Annotated in this window: 13 protein-coding genes; 7 read left to right on the top strand and 6 right to left on the bottom strand. The window is 44.1% G+C overall.

What is annotated here, in order from left to right:
• Window positions 1–180: 180 nt before the first annotated feature.
• Complete coding sequence (nagA, locus tag AC58QO_RS00120; protein ID WP_497262896.1) at window positions 181–1347, bottom strand: N-acetylglucosamine-6-phosphate deacetylase; 1167 nt, start codon at window positions 1345–1347, stop codon at window positions 181–183.
• A gap of 162 nt (window positions 1348–1509) precedes the next feature.
• Between nagA and AC58QO_RS00115 the strand changes: the two genes are divergently transcribed.
• A complete protein-coding gene (locus AC58QO_RS00115; protein ID WP_497262894.1) occupies window positions 1510–1974 on the top strand; it encodes a DUF2243 domain-containing protein in 465 nt (154 codons plus the stop codon).
• Window positions 1964–2752 (top strand): cytochrome c oxidase assembly protein, encoded by a 789-nt coding sequence (locus AC58QO_RS00110; RefSeq protein WP_497262892.1) that lies wholly within the window; start codon window positions 1964–1966, stop codon window positions 2750–2752. Before AC58QO_RS00115 ends, AC58QO_RS00110 begins: the two co-directional genes overlap by 11 nt.
• A gap of 64 nt (window positions 2753–2816) precedes the next feature.
• Here the strand turns inward: AC58QO_RS00110 and AC58QO_RS00105 are convergent, their stop codons facing one another.
• Complete coding sequence (locus AC58QO_RS00105; RefSeq protein WP_268240221.1) at window positions 2817–2942, bottom strand: hypothetical protein; 126 nt, start codon at window positions 2940–2942, stop codon at window positions 2817–2819.
• Between the two features lie 170 nt (window positions 2943–3112).
• On the opposite strand from AC58QO_RS00105, the gene AC58QO_RS00100 reads away from it, so the two are divergent.
• Together AC58QO_RS00100 and AC58QO_RS00095 are read left to right on the top strand one after the other, a co-directional pair.
• Entirely contained in the window at window positions 3113–3400 is a 288-nt protein-coding gene (locus AC58QO_RS00100; protein WP_497262890.1) for a WGxxGxxG family protein, read from the top strand.
• A gap of 88 nt (window positions 3401–3488) precedes the next feature.
• Window positions 3489–4346: a manganese catalase family protein gene (locus AC58QO_RS00095; protein ID WP_497262888.1), complete on the top strand. Its 858-nt coding sequence runs from the start codon at window positions 3489–3491 to the stop codon at window positions 4344–4346.
• Window positions 4347–4415: 69 nt separating this feature from the next.
• Here AC58QO_RS00095 and AC58QO_RS00090 read toward each other — a convergent pair whose 3' ends face one another.
• Entirely contained in the window at window positions 4416–4598 is a 183-nt protein-coding gene (locus AC58QO_RS00090; RefSeq protein ID WP_497262886.1) for a hypothetical protein, read from the bottom strand.
• Window positions 4599–4932: 334 nt separating this feature from the next.
• Here AC58QO_RS00090 and AC58QO_RS00085 point away from each other — a divergent pair, with 334 nt between their 5' ends.
• From AC58QO_RS00085 to thpR, 3 genes are all read left to right on the top strand, one after another.
• A complete protein-coding gene (locus AC58QO_RS00085; protein WP_497264340.1) occupies window positions 4933–5781 on the top strand; it encodes an MBL fold metallo-hydrolase in 849 nt (282 codons plus the stop codon).
• Window positions 5782–5858: 77 nt separating this feature from the next.
• A complete protein-coding gene (locus AC58QO_RS00080) occupies window positions 5859–6377 on the top strand; it encodes a DUF3231 family protein (protein ID WP_497262884.1) in 519 nt (172 codons plus the stop codon).
• Window positions 6378–6736: 359 nt separating this feature from the next.
• A complete protein-coding gene (gene thpR / locus AC58QO_RS00075) occupies window positions 6737–7327 on the top strand; it encodes an RNA 2',3'-cyclic phosphodiesterase (RefSeq protein WP_497262882.1) in 591 nt (196 codons plus the stop codon).
• A gap of 385 nt (window positions 7328–7712) precedes the next feature.
• Here thpR and AC58QO_RS00070 read toward each other — a convergent pair whose 3' ends face one another.
• From AC58QO_RS00070 to AC58QO_RS00060, 3 genes are all read right to left on the bottom strand, one after another.
• Window positions 7713–14387 carry an OmpL47-type beta-barrel domain-containing protein gene (locus AC58QO_RS00070; protein ID WP_497262880.1) on the bottom strand — a complete coding sequence of 2225 codons (6675 nt, stop codon included), beginning with the start codon at window positions 14385–14387 and terminating at the stop codon, window positions 7713–7715.
• A 345-nt stretch (window positions 14388–14732) separates the two neighbouring features.
• Window positions 14733–16886, bottom strand: a complete 2154-nt coding sequence (locus AC58QO_RS00065) for an alpha-galactosidase (protein WP_497262878.1) — start codon at window positions 16884–16886, stop codon at window positions 14733–14735.
• Between the two features lie 16 nt (window positions 16887–16902).
• Complete coding sequence (locus AC58QO_RS00060; RefSeq protein WP_497262877.1) at window positions 16903–18861, bottom strand: alpha/beta hydrolase family protein; 1959 nt, start codon at window positions 18859–18861, stop codon at window positions 16903–16905.
• Between the last annotated feature and the right edge of the window lie 11 nt (window positions 18862–18872).

Raw genomic sequence — 18872 nt, 5'->3', positions numbered from 1 at the left:
TCTTGAAGCCTATATCTATATAATACTCAAAAACTCCACATTGTCAATTTATTTTTAAGCGCTTTCAGACATGATTTCGTGGTGATTGATAAAACAAACCTCACAAACCCACATTTCATGCGAAAGATCCCAATAAAAAAATCTCCCGCATCAAAGGATGGGAAGATTTCTCGTGCTTCACTATTCGTTTGTCTCTCCAAACACCCTGCCGCCGATCATCGTCCATTCCACTTGAAAGCGTTCGTCCAACAAGACCAAATCAGCATCCGCATCCACTGCGATTCTTCCTTTCTGGGGAAGGCTAAGCAGGTCCGCAGGTGTCCTTGTCGCCATGGTAACGGCATCATGCAGGGAAATGCCTAACTCTACTGTATTTTTCAATGCCTCATTCATCGTTACCGTGCTGGAAGCAAGCGTTCCGTCTTCTAATTGCGCAACACCGCCAACTACCTTCACCGGATGCCCACCGAATTGATAATCTCCATCGCCTAATCCCATAGCGTGAAGTGCATCCGTGATGAGTACCATCCCATCCGCACCTTTAATCTTGTGCATCAGGCGAATAATCGCAGGATGCAGATGAACATGATCTACAATCGCTTGCAAGCTAACATGCGGCTGTTCAAAGGCTGCAACTACCAGACCGGGGTCTCTGTGGTGAATCGGACGCATTCCATTGAAACAATGTGTGATATGACTTGCACCAAGCCGAAAGGCCTCTGTTGCCTCTTCATAGGTGGCATCTGAATGTGCAATCGCCGCGATGATTCCCCGCTCTCGCAAATAGGAGACAAGTTCCATTCCTCCGGGGAGTTCGGGGGCGACTGTCACCATTTTCAATAGTGAGCCTGCTTGCTCCACGACACGCTCCATTTCCATTAAATCAGGATGTCGAAGAAAGGCTTCATTCTGCATCCCTTTACGTTTTACATTTAAATAGGGTCCTTCTGTATGAATACCTACGATCGATGCACCACGCTCTGTCCCAGCTACTTGCTTAACATTGTCAATCATGGTCAGCAAATCCTCCAGTTTGGAGCTCACCGAGGTAGCTAAAAACGATGTACAGCCAGTCGCAGCGCATGTATCTGATACTACTTCGATACTTTGTAGGCTGCCGTCCATCATGTCATACCCTTTTGCTCCATGAATGTGGACGTCAATCATACCAGGGATAAGCAGCTTTCCTTCTCCATCGAGAATCTCATGACTCTCCCCTTCTACATGAGTAGGAATGCCCTCTATAACAGCAGTAATTCTACCTTTTTCCACGCGTACGGAACCTGATTCAATAATCCCCGTTTCTACTACTACTCGTACATTCGTAATCCATCGTGATGGTTGCAAGAGAATTCCTCCGTCTACTAAAATTTAGATTTAGTATACAAGAGTCTATTATCATGTTGTCAAGGATGGAGTGTTCTATGAGTCTAAGTGGTTACAATTCCATAAATTGGGCAAATTAAAAATATGATATGTAGCTGGGAAATTTTAAAGGAGTTATGAAAAGTGGAAACAGCTAACCGCAATCTGTGGTCGGGTATATTATTTGGCCTTGGTTTAGTCGGCTTTATCGATGAAACAGTATTTCATCAACTCTTGCATTGGCATCATTTCTACGACAAATCCACGACCCAAATTGGTTTGATTTCCGATGGTTTGTTTCACGCTTTTAGTTGGTTTGTGACGGTTGGGTCGTTATTTATGTTTGCAGATCTTCGACGTAGAAAAGCGCTACACCTTAAAAGGTGGGTAGGCGGCATATTACTAGGCGCTGGCTTTTTCCAACTATATGATGGAACAATCCAACATAAAATCTTGCGACTTCATCAAATCCGTTACATCCCAAATGTCATCATTTACGATACCATATGGAATATTAGCGCTATAATTTTGCTTTTCATTGGAATCATTTTAACTATTCATTCCCGTATTAATGTTCATGTCGAGAGGGCACCTTCGGATGACAAATGATCATTTTTCTCATGGCGGTGGCGCTTACTCTGACTTTATCCTCATACTCCTATTTTTAGGTGTGGTATTTTTTTATCTGTACGCAGCAGTCATATCCAGTCGCACCTATAAGCAATGGCCCTTCTCTCGTTATAACTACTGGTTATTAGGTTTACTATGTATTGCCCTATCTGTTGTTGGGCCTATAGCAAATCTTTCACACATAAACTTCACAGCGCACATGATAGGTCATTTACTTCTTGGGATGCTGGCTCCTCTATTCATTGCACTTGCAGCACCTGTGACTCTCATCTTAAGGACTCTCCCCCTACAATCTGCTCGTAGGATCTCACGGATACTTAGAGGCATGCCGTTTCGTATGTTTAGCGATCCTTCAGTAGCTTCAATATTAAACATCGGTGGACTATGTATCTTATACACTACCAACTTATATTCGAACATGCACAAGTTTTCAATTTTACATTTAATCGTTCATCTTCATATATTTACTGCAGGTTACCTATTCACAATCTCAATGATTTACATCGACAGACCACCCCATCGAACTAGCTACGTTTACCGTGGTATTATCTTTATATTTACCATAGCCGCACATGGCATATTATCTAAAACCATTTATGTGAACCCCCCACTTGGAATATCAGCCATTCAAGCGGAAAACGGTGCTAAGCTTATGTATTATGGCGGGGATGCAATTGACACTTTTATTATTATTATCTTTTTCTATCAGTGGTTAAAAATCAGACACCCTCGTAACTCAGTAGTACCTGAAACCTAGCACAACCTCACTTGATTGAAGTGAGGTTGTTTGATCAGTTTATTAAGTTGTTGAAATAAATTTATTAACCACCAGAATTAATATTTGCATCATCAATACCATTATTGCTGCTACTTTTTTTACTACTGTTTTGATTTGGTTTTTGGTTTTTTTGCTTTGCTGATTCAATACTCTTTTTTTGGTTCGTCATGACTTTAGCCCACCTATCTTAAGTAATTGGAACATCAATATTATATGTTTTTCGTAACAATCTACACCTTCCATTTAGTGGACTACTTTGGTAATCTCTCATTCGTATAATTGATTTACATAAAGGAGAAAACAAACGTGTAAACAAATTGAATGAAGGAGAGAAGCCAAATGAAAAAGAATGCCTTTATGTTTTTCTTAAGTATCTGTTTTATGTTTCTGTTGTGTACAGGGGTATCGAGTGCCGCGGATACTACAGGTATGATTGGATCCGTAAATAACGGATATGGTTCAGTTAACGGTACGACTACTACCACCAATAGTTACGGGACAAATTCAACAGCTACTTATAGAACTAATGCTGCTACCGATGACAATGATTCCAATTGGGGCTGGCTTGGCCTTCTAGGGTTAGTCGGTTTAGCTGGTTTAAAAAAGCGGAATCGTGAACATACCTAACCGACAAACATTAATTTTAATAACCGCCAATTAAAAAGGCGGTTATTTTATAGTTCAATCATTTAAATCAAAGGAAATGAGTGAATATATGTATTATTATAAAGAAGAACTTATTAATCAAATTGTTCCAGACCAACCAGATCCAGCTGCAGCTAAAGTTTTACAAGAAGCACTTGGCGGACAATTTGGTGAGATGAGAACTATGATGCAATATTCTTTTCAAAGCTCTAATTTCCGAGGCAAAGCTACACAATACCGTGACTTAATTCGTGGCGTATTTTTAGAAGAAATTGCCCATGTGGAACTAGTTCAAAATACGATAAATCAATTACTAAACGATGCTGGCAACTCCACAGGTGTAGGGAATTCAGGTATTGATGGTGCACCTCTTGATGAAGCCGTCAAACATGCAAATCCTCATCATTTCATTGTTGGGGCACAAGCTTCCTTACCCGTAGATGCTGGTGGTAACCCCTGGAATGGTTCATGGGTGTATTCACATGGTAATTTAATTAGTGATTTGTTGAATAATTTAGTTCTTGAATCAACGGGCGTACTCCAAAAAAGCAGGATTTATGAGATGAGCTCCAATAAAACATTTAGGGAGACCATTGGGTTCCTCATCGTACGAGATAATGCGCATCAAAATGCTTTTGCTAAAGCTTTAGAAACGTTAGGTGTCGATTGGGGGAAACTTTTCCCAGTACCTAATTACGATATAAATAAGTATCCAGAATGCAGAAAATTTGTAGATATGGGTTATCATAATATGCAGTTTAACTTCCGCTTAGATGATACGCGCATTGGTGAGGTTTTCAAAGGTGCATCACCAAGTAGAAATAAAGGCCAGCTATTAGTTACCCCGCCACCGATGGGATTCCCAGTGCCTAACTTACCTGATATGCCAAGTGAGCACAGCCCAGGATTGCAAGATATGAATGTTTAAAGCTTTCATTCTACTAGGCTTACTCCTGTATCAGCAGGAGTAAGCCTATTTAATTTTGATGCACTTTCGCTAGTTGTTATCATTATTGAATATTTCATCCAGCTCTGAACTATGTTCATTTGCAGCTGCATTGATTTCTTGATCGACCTTATTACTTCCTTGAATTTGCTCCGCGGCTTCTGCCTGATTGTTCAGTTGGTTAACAATTTGTCCAGTGCCATGAGCTCCTTGTTGTCCTCTATTTGATGTCATCGTATTTGTATCCTCCTTTTTCAAAAGATGGACTTCCAGCTATATTATGACGCTATTTTTCATCGTTATTCACGTGAATTTCGACGCTTGATAATTGTACAAATAAAACATTTCGTTTTTTTCCCTTTTAACAATTGCTCATTTTCGCAAAGTAAACAACGCATATGATCACCTCTGGTGTAATGTGTCCAAATTGTATAGTAAAAAATTCACTTTACAGTAACTTTATCCTATATGTAGTTATAACTATTAAGTAAATTTGGACATAATATCGAGAAATTTATGTCACTTTAAAAACAGGGGGACACTATTGGAACATACTCATTATGGGGATATGGAAAATACATTGGCAGATAATTATATACCGATGACTTCCGTTAGAAGCGGTGTCGGTGAAGAGGTTAGCGACAATCTATTCTGCTATACCAATCAGATCGTCAACATAAGTTTGGTTGGCACTGCCGAAGATTGGGTGTTAGTTGATGCGGGTATGCCACAATCCGCAAACCGTATTTTGAAAATGGTGAAAGATCATTTTGGCGTAGATTCGAAACCAAAGGCCATCGTTCTAACGCACGGGCACTTTGATCATGTTGGCGCTGTTGTTGACCTTGTTGAAGCTTGGCATGTAAGGGTATATGCCCATGAGTTAGAAATAACATATTTAACTGGCAGTTCCAGTTATCCAGAACCTGACGGCTCCGTTGAAGGTGGTATCATAGCTAAATTATCACCCTTGTTTCCTAATGAACCGATCAATCTTGGAAGTCATGTTCATCGTTTACCATCTGATGGCAGCATCCCTGGAATGTCCGGATGGCGATGGATCCATACGCCAGGTCATACGCCTGGACATGTCTCGCTATTTCGAGATAAGGATAGGGCACTTATTGCGGGGGATGCATTTGTAACGGTTGAGCAGGACTCACTATATAAGGTCTTAACTCAGAAAAAGCACCTGACAGGGCCTCCAGTATACTTTACAACCGATTGGCATGCAGCTGAACAGTCTGTTAGAAAGCTAGAAGCTTTAAAGCCAAGTGTTGCAATATGCGGTCATGGGGTACCAATGTCAGGTGAGGAACTAGCGTGCGGATTATCACAATTGGCAGCCGATTTCAAAAAAAAAGCTGTTCCCGACCATGGTCGTTACGTAGATAACAATTCATTAAATGTAAATTGATGGACACATGAATTGTAAAAGGGCACATGGGTATGATAATCAAGTCATTAAATTAGAAAAAAAGGAGCTACACTCATATGGGAATTTTAAGCGGTAATCCAAAAGATGAACCTCTACACTACGGGGAAATCTTTAGTGTATGGACAGCATCCACAGTGGCTAAAGGAGCTGTATCCTGTTATCAAGCATATTTAAATCATTCAGGAGACAAAGATCTTAAAAAGATACTCGACGGTCTCATTGATCAAGCAAATCTTGAAATTAAAGAATTAGATAAAATACTTATTGATAACGGAATTGCAACAATTCCAATGATGCCAGAACGACCACCAGTTAAACTCGAAGATATCCCCGTCGGAGCAAGATTCGCTGATCCCGAAATTGCAGCCAAAATTGCAGCAGACGTCTCATTGGGATTAGTTGCCTGCAGTCAAGCTATGGGCCAATCCATTAGAGTTGATATTGGCGCTTTATTTGCCAAATATCATATAACTAAAACAGCAATAGGACTTAAAATACTGGATATGAGCAAAGAAAAAGGTTGGCTTGTTCCTCCTCCACTACAAATAAAAAGGCCTGAAACAGTAAATGCGTAGTTTTGATTTAAATCTTTAAAAATCATATTCAAATTAAATTAAAATAAGTGAGCAGGATTTCTGCTCACTTATTAACCCATACATGCTACTTTGAGGAGGTTGAATTATGGGTGAAAGTGGGACGACGACATATTAGGAAATTTCATGCTTATTCCCGTTCTACCTTCAATTCGTAACAAATTACATATAACTTCGTTTCAAGTGAGCTTAATAATTACGGTTTACTCTGTTACTCTACACTCTACCTTGCTTAGATTCATTGATAATGTGTTATTGCAGCACTTCTCGCTTTATTCGCTATTAAACCTAGTCAAAATGAAGTCACCGCTACGTAAAAAAGATCTCTAAGCGAGGCAATTATGAATTCAGTCAATCTAGTGCGTTTATTTGTTGCTGTGCCGGTCCCGTCTGGAATTAAGTATGTGATCGCCAGCTGGCTCGATGAAATCAAACCACATCTGCCTTTTCGTAAATGGGTCCATCATGAAGATCTGCATATTACGCTGCAGTTTCTCGGGGATACACGATCTGACTGTGTCTCTCACATTATTCAAGTTCTGAAGGAAATAATGGCAGTATCTTGTTCTCTCTCACTACGTGTGGAATCCCTCAGTTTTTTCGGGCGATCGACCCAACCTTCTGTGCTGTGGGCAGGTGTCGGTGGTGATGTAAAGGGGCTTCACAGCTTACAGAAACGGGTAGCCGACGCACTTACGCCGCTTGGCTTTTCTCCTGAAGAGCGTACTTTTCACCCGCATCTGACGCTTGCACGCAATTTTTCAGGTACGACTCCATTTAATCGTAATAAGCTAAGTACTATTACAATGCCCAACTCTCCCTTAGAAGACCTGCTTTCGTGGAAATCCAATGAAGTTACGCTTTATCGGAGTCATTTGAACAAGCGACCTATGTATGAAGCTATTTCTCTCGGTGACTTGACGTTTGAATGAACTTAAAATGCCATGGATTTTCAACAAATCGAGGGTAGCCTAAAAGGTATCCAGTGCTCAAGTGTCATCTATTCCCTTCTTACCGACATCGTGCAAAATACCTCCATTAATCCTAACCATAGTGCAACCCAACTGAATAATAAACTTAATCCATTGTTTAATTATATTGATCAAAATTTAGTCGTAGGAAATTGCCTGTCTGACCGGTTTTGAAGATGCCAACTACTTCTGTACAGTCTTTAAAACTCTGGAACAAATCAGTCCTAACCAATTTAGGAAACATCAATTGAAAATACGAAAATAGAAACTGAAGAGAACTTGATGCGGTCAATTGATCTTCCCAACTTCTATTGGAAAGCGAGAGGCTTCAAAGACTGCTCGCTAGTTACTTCAAAGAATCTAAAACTGCGGCAAGATCAGGGCTTAACTTGAGCGAACGTAACAGAACCGTTACAGCCTCTGCACGAGTAGTATGCTTATCCGGAGCAAAAGTACCAGTCGTTTCCCCGTTAATGATCCCTGCAGCAGCAGCTGCTTGGATACTATCTTTTGCCCATGTGCTGTTGATATCGTTAAAGCTAGTGACATTTCCTTTATTCAAGTCCTTCAGGTTGATTACTCTGGAGATGATAGCCACCATTTCTGCACGAGTGATTTTATTATCCGGTCGGAATGTAGCGTCCTCGTAACCATTGATAACGCCATAAGCCATAAGAATACTAATTGCGTCCTTCGCCCAGCTTCCATTGATATCGGAGAGTTGAACCACAATGTTAGTAACCGGAGTCAGCGGGAATATGCTAGAAATGATAGCCGCGAACTCACCGCGAGTAATATCCGTATCTGGTCTAAACGAACCATCATGATAACCATTTATAAAACCAATCTTAGTAAATACTTTAACGCTCTCAGAAGCCCAATGATTCGCAATATCCGTGAATGTAACCGGAGCCGTCAAAGATGTTACTTTCATTTTCTCAACGATCGAATCCTTAATCACCGCAACTGCTTGAGTATTATTGATATCGACAATCGGTTTACCCGGGGCCGGCGTAATAGTTGCTGGAGTCGATGTTGGTTTTTGTGTTGTATCTTGTGTTGAATTTTGGTTTCCGCCAGTACTGTGCGACTCCGTTACCGCCACCACCACTACATCGCTTGTTACAGCAGTTGTTTGATCGCCTGTTACATTAATGTTTGTGTTCGTCACTAAGACATAATAGTAGCTCTTACCAACCGTAGCCGTAGGCGCAGCATAAGATGAGCTGTTTGCACCGTTGATTGGTGTTCCGCCGCTGTTGCTGTTCGTTGTATGGCTATACCACTGGTAGCTGAGCATTCCGCTGTCACTGACACTAGCTGCTACGCTTAAGTTCGGGCTGCTGGCGCCTTGACTCACAGTCGCTCCCACCGGTTGTGTATCTATATGCGGTGCTACTGCATTGGTCAGCGTATTTACCGTAACTGCTATCGCGTTACTTGTTACTGTTGCAGTTTTGTTGGCTGTTGCACTGTCATTGGTGTTTGTCACCACGACATAGTAGTACGTCGTACCAACCGTTGACGTTGGTGCAGAATACGATGCGCTGTTTGCACCGCCGATCGGTGTCCCGCCAGTATTGTTGTTCGAAGTATTGCTGTACCACTGGTAGCTCAGCGTACCGCCGTCACTCACAGTAGCCCCAATGGCCAAGCTTAAGCTGACTCCCACGTTGACGGTTTGATTTGTCGACTGCGTGCTGATGCTTGGCACTGCCGCATTCATCTGCAGGTTAATATTGATCGTTTTTGCATCTTCCATAGTTCCAGCATGATCTGTTGAACGGTAGCTTAGAGTATAATTCCAGTCTTCATTGAACGTTATCGGCACGGTATAAGCCTGCCAAATGGTCCCGCCATTTAAACTGATCTCTGTCTTAGCAGTACCAGATAAATCATCGTATACGCTTAGGCTTACTGTAACAGGATGCCTATACAAGCTATTCTGTCCATCCGGTTGAGAAGGTGTGACCGTTGCCGTTGTGATTGGTGCCGTCGCATCCAGATTAAAACTGATGGTTTTTGTATCTTCCACATTCCCGACCTTGTCCGTTGAACGATAATGAATCGTATACATCGCGTTTTGGTTAAAAGTAATCGGCCCATAAACAGACTGCCATGTGGTCCCGCCGTTCGTACTATATACCGTATTTGAAACACTTGTCGAATTATCGTTTGCCGCAAAAGTCAGCGTCACTGGTTGCGTATACCACCCATTTTGACCATCAGGTGCAGCTAAGGAAACTGTCGTTACAGGTGGAACCTGATCCACTTGATAGGTCACTTCAAGGAATGGTTTATTTGTACTATTCTCCTTACTGAAAAAATTTACGGTAACGTTCTTATTATTGGGATCGTAGACAGCTAAACTTACAGTCTTATCCCCGGCATACTCGCCGGACACGAAATTCGTTACGTCCAATGAAAGCCATCCTGAGGCTCCGAGCGTAGGTTGTGATGTGATTAACGATCCGATATTTGGCTTGTTGCTCCATGTAATACCGCTTGCAGCGGTTCCGTTTCCCGTCCCCTCGTTCCACGTATCATCGGTTACGGGAGAAACCCCTGCTATGCCGCCGGTTGAAGCGCCGGTCTGATATAATTTTAATACAGCACTTGTGACTTTGTTGTTTTGCGGAATTAAACTCAAATCGAACTTCATAAAGGCATGCCTTACAAAGGTGGCCCCACAGCATTTATTTAGTAGCGTATTATATGCGCCATAGTTCCAAGTAGGTTGCCCGTCATATACAAATGAGTCGGCGATAGGCGTCAAGTTTGATAGGATCGGGACTGGATTTCCTCCAGGGTTCTGCGTCACGGTAACCGCCAAAGCGTTACTTGTTGTCGAGGCTATCTTGCTACCAGTTGCACTGTTGTTCGTGTTCGTTACCACGACATAGTAGTACGTCGTGCCAACTGTTGATGTAGGTGCAGCATACGTTGCGCTTGTCACGCTGCCTATCGCAGTCCCGCCAATTGTACTGTTCGTCGTATTCCTGTACCACTGGTAGCTCAGCGTTCCGTTGTCACTCACACTAGCTGCCACGGTTAAGATCGGGTTGCTGCCACCTTGGGGCACCGTCGCTCCCGTCGATTGTGAACGGATGCTCGGTACCACGGCATTCGTTGGCGCATTTACCGTGATCGCCACGGCGTTGCTCTTGGCTATTGTTGTTTTACTGCCTGTTACACTATTGTTTGTATTCGTTACTAAGACATAGTAATACGTCGTTCCAGCCGTTGACGTAGGTGCAGTATACGTTAGGCCCGTTGCGTCGGTGACTGTCGTTCCACCGCTATTGCTGCTCGTCGTATTGCTGTACCACTGGTAACTCAGTGCTCCACCGTCATCTACACTGGCCGATACAGTCAAAACTGGGCTGCCCGCACCTCGCATCACAGTAGTTCCTACCGGCTGTATATCGATGCTAGGCATTACGGCATCCGGATAAACATACGACTTGTTTATTTCTACTGTCACATGATGCGGAGATTCTACGTTCCCTGCTTTATCCACGCTATAATAGGAAAGTGTATGGTTGCCGTCCGTTGAAAATACAATGCTGTTGCCTTTGTGCTCAGCACTGCCGTCCACCGTGTAGTACGTGTTCATCACGCCCGAATCGCTGTCAGTTGCCGTCAGTGTAACCGTGACATCATGGTTCATCAAGCGCGTTGGCGCATTGTCTGTGGTAACTGGAGCGATTTGGTCGATAGGAGCTAAATGAAGGCCGGCTGCAACTCTAGATAGTACCCCGAATTTCCCAGCGTTCAGAATCGGATTATCACGATCGATAAAGTCAAATACATTAGCGGTTCCGTCAAAGCCAATCAAACGAACGCCGTTTTGGGTATCCACAGCTCCTACAGTGATAGCGTGGGGTACACCTTGTGTAACCATTTTATTTGCGTACGAATTGAGAAAGATCTGAGTGCCAGCTACATATTTTTGAACCTCCCAAGTATCTCTCTTAAAAATAATGAGATAGGCCGTATCGCCAGACCATGGGGTAGCTATGCCTGTTTGTGAACGAAGGATAATCCCGCTATAATCCGACGCTGTAAAATTGTTTTTCAAATCGAATTGAAGCAGATCATTCTTGTTCAGCGGTGAAACACCCGAATAGAATGTGGTAGTACTATTATTAAAAACTGTGAAGCCACCAATATTTTGGAGCACTGGCGGTCCAACTTGCATACTGTTCAACATCTGGGCCATATTTGCTTTCGGTATCGCAGCGACATCAGCTTGTAGTGTCTTAGGGGCTATGCGCTTGCTTCTGAATGTATCCATTGCAGGTGACAGTGCATTTATTTTATTAATTACGTCCTGTTGGGTTGCATTCATATCATTATAAACGGCATAAAGTGATTGAATAGCTGCCAGTAAATCCGCCTTGGCGCCTACAGGATATTCATTTTCGTCAGTGCCCTCAACGGATACATCGTAAAGCGTTTGCGCCGCTGCAGCTTTAGGCAGATCATTCTTTTTCTGAATGAACGCATCATACATCATCGCCAGGGTAGCTTGAGAAATAGTAGGATTAGTTACAGATGCTTTGGTAGCATCCATTACCCCGCTAAACATGTTAACCGTTGCCCCAGACAAACCGCTTAATACACTCGTGTCACTAGCAGCAGCCTCTAATAAAGACGGATTCACCCTTTGCAGACCAATTTCATCCACATAAATGTAGCTTGTTCCTGCAGTTGGCTTTTTTAACACAATCGTCGCTGATGTGCTTGTCGGCCCTGTCTGAAAAGTTAGTACCTTTTCAGTAAAAGCAGTTGAACTTGATGAAACCCAAGTATCCGTTCCACCGAAGCCCATGACCCCAAGTTGCCCGGTTTCTCCGCTGCTAACCTTCATCGATGCCGCCAATTTGTAGGCTGTATTTGGTGCAAGACCGGTAACAACTTGCGAAATAGAATCTACGCCTTGGCCGAGTCTGGCGCTATATATCCCTGACCTCGTATTCGTCGACGTTAAGTGCCATGCAGACTGGTTATTAACCCATGCAGTTCTTGCATCACCCAAAGTCCATGACTCGAAGGTCCCTTTTTCAAAGCCGCCATTCTTAATTAGGTTGCGATACAAAAATGTTGTATCCAAAGCAGGTGTTGGCACAATTGCAGGAGGTGTTGCAAAATTATGCCCATACTGAAAAGCCGTCGTTCCAAGCTCAAACGCTCCGGCATCCGGAGCATTACCGGCATATCCGTCCGTAAAGCCAGGAATTTGTACACCTTCATCGATAGCTGGCGAAGAGGATGTTAGCAGGAAATTCTGGTTCGCTGTATCAACAAAGCCAGCGCTTCCGCTCATGAGGTTATTGAAGCTTACTGTACTCGTAGCCATATTATTAGGATCAGTAAGAATATTATTTAGGATTTGTGTCCCTCTGACATCGGCATAACTTGCGTTATACGTATTTGTCAAATTAGAGTTGTCGTGCGTAGTATTATTATAGGCCAGATTATAGAGAGAAGGCTGATTGAGTTGCAGGGCATAACCCGGAACGTTGTACACAATATTGTTTGAAACGATATAATTTCTTGTCATCTCATCCAAATAAATGCCTACCGCTAAACCTGCCGTGTAATTATCATGAAACACATTATGATGAATCAGTGTATTTTGACCGTCTGTATTTGCAGAATAAAGAAGACCGAGGTCCTTGGTAAGTCGTCCAGCCCCGTATATGTTATTGAATTGAATATTGCTTTGCTCGATACCCGAGCCCAAGGTGATCAAATCGCGACCAGATTCGGCTATCGTGTTATTGCTAACCAGTGCCCTTATTCCTGCTACTTTGGTGTGACCATCACTAGAGCCCATGTAATTGCCGTCATGAACATAGCTGTTGATTAAACGATTATCGCTTCCCTGAATATTGACGATCGGGCCTGAAGAATAGGAGATTTCGCTTCCGTTTATTTCATTAAACGAGCCCTTGAGCAGTACGCCCAGATTCGCCTGTTCACCGCCTGTAGTCGTATTAAAACTGTTGTGCGATACATACGCCATCTTCATATTTTTGAGCTGGTTATTCGTGCTGGTGTCATTCGTTGTTACCGTTGCGCCTCTTACATGAATACCACTAATCGTAATATAGGATTTACCTGACAAATCGATGGCATTTTTACGTGTCTTGACTTCTACCGTATTGCCTGGATTTCCCCCTCCTGTAGCCCAGAGATACAACATCTTATTCGTACTGTCGTACCACCATTCGTTTTCCGTGTCCAGCAAGGCTTTACTGCCAAAAATAATATATTTATTCCCGGATTGTGCATTATAATTTGCGCTCGTAGGATAGATGGAATCAAACGTGATTGTTTTCGTGGAGGGATTGTACAATTGAATAGGGTTCGTGTATCCGAACCATTCGTAACCAGGCGCTATCCAAATATAGGCCCCCGTTAAATCCGATGCATTCGCCCAAGGCACGGAGGATGCTTTCAGCGAAGTGGTTTCCCCGTTGGTCCCGCTTTTGCTTGCACTGTCTACCGTCGCCCGCGTAAAATTTGTAATCGTTCCCGTATTGTTGGGCCATCTGGCCTCATACATGACATTGTTATTTACGAACACTTGATTTTGGGAGCCCAAGGACATGTCAACAGAAGCTTTATATACATTGCCGCTGTCCAAGGTCCAGCCTGATACCGGATCTCCTCCCGAAATGGTTACAGACTCTCCGTTAAAATTTTGGTAGGTGATCCCTTGTGTTGCCGTACCTGAGCTTGCTGGGATGACCGTTTCTCGATAAGTGCCGCCCCGAATTAAGACAGTGTCGCCAGCCGTTACTACTGTAGCCGCTTGTTGGATCGTCTTAAACGGCGAACTAAGAGATGTGCCATTATTGGAATCGCTTCCAATATCTTGGGCGACATAATAAATTGTGCCGGCAGCCTTCACAGCATCCACTGGGAAGATAATCGATAAAGGCAAGATCATTAATGCAACTACCATTATGTTTATAACGCGTAGTTTAAAGCCCTTTGTAAATAAACTCACTTTCCCTCACTCCTTCAGGTTATTAAAAAAGGGACTTCCCTTAAATAAATGATAAGAAGAAAGTGCTGGGGATAGATACTGAGGAAACTGTACGTTTGGCTACATATTCCGGACTGTCATTTTTGAATCAACTGTTAATAAGTGCGACAGCCGCATTTATAAAAGCAAAAAAGCCGGTTGATCAGCTAGTGATGATCAATTGGCTTTTGCATTTGGCTTATATTAATACTGATCTGAGTAACTTGGGACGTGGAGTACGTGGCATTCCGTTCAATGTCTTTTGTATAGAAGAAAATAATACATAGGCAGTTCGCCATAACGAAAAAAGTGCTTCCAATGGAAGCACTACTTAAACTCATACTGATAGATTGCAAAAGAGAAGGGCACAGGACGAGAGAACGTATACTCGCCTCGCTTACTTGGTTTATATACAATCAGGTTTTGATCTTGCTCTATGTGTACAACATCCTTCTCATCCATGCGTACCAATTCCCTCAGCAGCAAATCCGGGTAGCTTTGCTCTTCGGATTGCCGCGTCCCCCAAAGGTTCATCGAATAGGTAGCTTGATCATTCCGCTCTCTAATAATCAATAAATATCCTTTTGAACTGGTCGTCATACTCTGAAGCCCCGTCCATCCTGTACCCGAAGGCTCTTCGCCAATGGGAAGTACATGGCCCGCCAGAATCGCGCCATGATGAGGCTTAACTGCATGTATTACGGTAGATAGACTATCCGTTTGCAATGCATCTAAGCTAGAAAGCTCCATCCAAGCTAACGGATTGGTGAAGGCAACAACGGCAAATACATAGACTTGCCCGCATTGGGACGGAGCTAGCGGATCCGCATCATAAAGCGCCACATTGCGATTCACGTTTAGAAATTCCATTTGCAATTTGGCTGCGGGCAAGTATGGCGTCAGCATCCAGAGATTGCGCAATGTCCAGTGCGGGTAATAGTTCGTCCAGTCCGTATACCGATTTTCAAGAAATAAATTGCCGTATTGCGTTTGACCGAAATAACCCAATCGTTTCTGTGCGGTCGTATCCAGATTGAAATCAATACGACCATCGCTCTTCTCAAACACATGGCGCATGATGGCCAACAACCGCGTTGATCCTAATTTTGATCGTAGTTCTATGCCATCTAGCTTAAAGGTGCAAACATGATATTTGCTGTGCAGGTGCAGTAAGGTTTGAATATCCTTTTCCCAATTGGCGTAATCCCTTGCTGCATCGGGTGAGTACCACAAACCGACTCGAATGCCGAGCTGCCCCGCGCGTTCAACAATGGGCGACAACCCCCTCGGAAACCTTTCCGGATGTACCTCCCAAAAGTCCCCCGCGCCACTGTAATAATCGCTCCAACGTCCCCCGCCCATTTTGGTAGCATGGATGGAATTGCTCGTCGTCCCCTTTTGCCAGCCGTCATCAATTTGCAGGATAGTTAGGCCAAGCTGAGATGCCACTTGAAGCTCTTTTAATAGAAAGGCTTCGCTTACTGCACCATCTTTGGAACGATCTCCCCAGGTATTGCTCATAAAGAAACTGTCTCGTTCCGGCTTAAATTCCATTAACTGCCGATGATAGCTATTAAGAAGTTGATACCCGCCGAGCTGGCTGCCATCATAGACACCTACTGTCGTACCATACGAAGTCATCGTATCCTGAGAAACGAAGTCATCTTGCTCCAAACCAGTGCCTTGGACAGTAAGCCCCACACCTCGAAAGTGATAATCGCTGCAAGCTTGCTGCAGATCCCCTTGCGGCGTCGGTCCTTCTTTTATAACGATCAAGCCGCGTTTCCTCAACATTTTTCTAAGCAAAAGAACATTCCCTCGCATGCTGCGATTTTCGTTCACATACAATAAGCCGGAGTCTTTGCTCACTAAATTATTATTGGTGTCGGTCTGGTCGTAGAAACGAATGACTTCCCAGCGGCAGTGAAGATCGCTTAGTTCTAAGTAATCATTATAATCGACGCAAGCATCCTTACTACTATGCGAATTGTTATCATCCAGTTGAAGTGAGGGTACAGCCATATTTATCTCGCCAGTTATTGGTGCGTCTGCCCAAGTATAGATTTCCGTTTTTCCTTCTACGCTTGCTGCAATCGGTTGGGGAAGCACAGACACGTCATGGCGGATAAAAGCAACCCCAGGGTAAATCTTAATGGTTAAACGAATCATGCTTCCAATCGCATCAAATTGCATATCTATGTCCGTTTGCAAGTACGACTTGGATATCCCCGCATCGTTAGCCACCAATGAACTTATGGAAATACGGCTGGGCATCGCAGAATTCGACAGCCAAGGGAACTGAAACATGGGTTTCTTGGGCTTATCCACAAGCCATTCTTCTTGATTTATTTTATCCAAAATCGATATACTCACAGGTCTTCCGTTGGTCATCGACCATCTGCGTTCAATCTGCGTATTTCCAATGACAACTAGCGATTCATTTATGTGGACATAACAATCATTCCATTGCATATCGGCCACTTCGTTCACCCCTCCTCTACTCCATCCATTGCTGAAGGTCAGGCAGGTCCATCACTTTCAACATCCCAGGCACAATCAATTCCATTTGCGCATGCGTGTCGTAATACAGGGAGCGCACCCAGTCACTCACACTCTTCGTGCCGTTCTCAACTTCCAGCAGAATCGACTGGTTATCCAACAGAAAATGCGCAAGCTGCGCATACAGACTATAGTTCCCGTAAGTGTACATCTTGACGGCATGCTGACTGCCCTTCATCAAGCGCTTTACCATGTTCATCGCTTGTAATGTATCAAAGATTCTGATGGCCGCCAGGCTATCATTTAACCAAAACAAATCTGTAGTCAACTTATGCAAGGTGCCATATGGCTCATGAAGCGGTTTCGTATTGATCGGGTTCGGCGTAAGCTTCCCAGCTCCCGTGACATCAAGCACCATAACCCTTCTTCCAAGCGCACACGTTGCTGTAATCCAGTCCAAGTGATCGTGTAATTGGGCTGCTCCACCTTCCCAAATCGCTAAGGTTACGGGGAGATCGTCAACGCCTCCAGCCTGCATCGCCGAACGAAACACCAAGCCGTGATTATACACGTGCTCCTGACTCCACCACAGCCAGCTTTGCACAACAAGCTCGCCCTGCCGCTCCATTGGACCCAACGGCTGATAGCGCGGATTTAGATCGGTAAGCTTCCGATCTGCATATACGACCTTGTGCAGCCATTGTTTAGCCAACTTAACCTGCTCCGCTGATCCAACTTGATGCCGAGCTTCCTCCAACAACCGCAGTCGCTCAATATTCTCCTCATACACCCGCTTCGCATTAACGAACTCCCCGCGAACCTGCGCGTGTTCCGTACATTGCAGCAGCTGGGAAGGAAGTACTTCTACCGGAGCACTAGCCGCCTCGGTTCCCCCTAAATGAAGAGCAAAGAACGCCGCTGCTGCTTCTGCCATCTGAGGCGAATAGCTGTGCACGGTCTTTTCCTCGATAAGTTGAAGCCCCGCTTCTACACCGTACATGCGCCAAAAGCGCTGAGCTCGCTCTACCGTTCGCCGTGTACCCTCGATTGGGAAAAAATCATACTCTACAGCCAAAACAAGCACGGGACGGGGAGCCATGGCCAGCAGCAAATCTTCATGATCGAAGCCCAGCGCTGACATGCCCATCCAGATTTGTTCAGCATCCTGTGCCTGACCGGTGAACAAGTAAGACGCCCGATTCATAATAAACGTAGCTGGTGCGGCAGCGGCAATTCGCGAATCACACAGCATGGCTAGCGTTGTTTGGAGCCCTCCACCAGAGTTACCCGTTACACCAATACGGCTCGCATCAACTTCAGGCCTGGCAACTAAATAATCAATCGCACGTCGGATATCATGCAAAAAATAACGAGCAATGGAGTCGCCAAGCGGCCAGCATTGCGCACCTGCATAATCATGCTCGGTAGTGCCCCATTTTACAGTACTGTACCCCAGCTCAGGCTCATAATAACTAAATCGCTCTCCCTGACCTATCGGATCAACAGCCAGCACAATAAGGCCACGCTTCACCAACGTCTGGCAAACAATCTGATACTCGTCATCCGATTTCCCTTTTTCGGAGTGTCCGCATAGGAACAGAACTGCGCCTCGTGGCGTAGTAGCAGACGCGTCTTTCGGGATATATAAATTCGTCGTGACATAATGATTCGGGCGCGGCTCTATAATGATTTTTTCGATGGAATAACCCGCACAGTCTACGATCCCAGTTAACTGCGTGCGAAGTGGGAGATTCGGCGGCAAGCCGCCAAGTGCGGACAAGAACGACTCCCTCATTTTCCGATTATGCGCTTCTAAATCAGCAGCACACTGAATGGCGTCTCTGACTGCATCCCCACGCGCAAAAGCGGTCATAGACCGCTGGTACACATGCTGCTTCAATTGATCCTTCACATCGTGCAAATAGATTTGAAACTGTTCCAGCTGCTCAATGCCCATAGGTGAATTCC

This window comes from Paenibacillus sp. J31R30 (assembly GCF_059692115.1).
This window is presented reverse-complemented; position numbering and strand designations above follow the sequence as displayed.

Coding starts and splice junctions, on each gene's coding strand:
- AC58QO_RS00110 (WP_497262892.1), top strand. CDS start 1,964: ATGACAAATGATCATTTTTCTCATGGCGGTGGCGCTTACTCTGACTTT.
- AC58QO_RS00105 (WP_268240221.1), bottom strand. CDS start 2,942: ATGACGAACCAAAAAAAGAGTATTGAATCAGCAAAGCAAAAAAACCAA.
- AC58QO_RS00100 (WP_497262890.1), top strand. CDS start 3,113: ATGAAAAAGAATGCCTTTATGTTTTTCTTAAGTATCTGTTTTATGTTT.
- AC58QO_RS00095 (WP_497262888.1), top strand. CDS start 3,489: ATGTATTATTATAAAGAAGAACTTATTAATCAAATTGTTCCAGACCAA.
- AC58QO_RS00090 (WP_497262886.1), bottom strand. CDS start 4,598: ATGACATCAAATAGAGGACAACAAGGAGCTCATGGCACTGGACAAATT.
- AC58QO_RS00085 (WP_497264340.1), top strand. CDS start 4,933: ATGGAAAATACATTGGCAGATAATTATATACCGATGACTTCCGTTAGA.
- AC58QO_RS00080 (WP_497262884.1), top strand. CDS start 5,859: ATGGGAATTTTAAGCGGTAATCCAAAAGATGAACCTCTACACTACGGG.
- thpR (WP_497262882.1), top strand. CDS start 6,737: ATGAATTCAGTCAATCTAGTGCGTTTATTTGTTGCTGTGCCGGTCCCG.
- AC58QO_RS00060 (WP_497262877.1), bottom strand. CDS start 18,861: ATGGGCATTGAGCAGCTGGAACAGTTTCAAATCTATTTGCACGATGTG.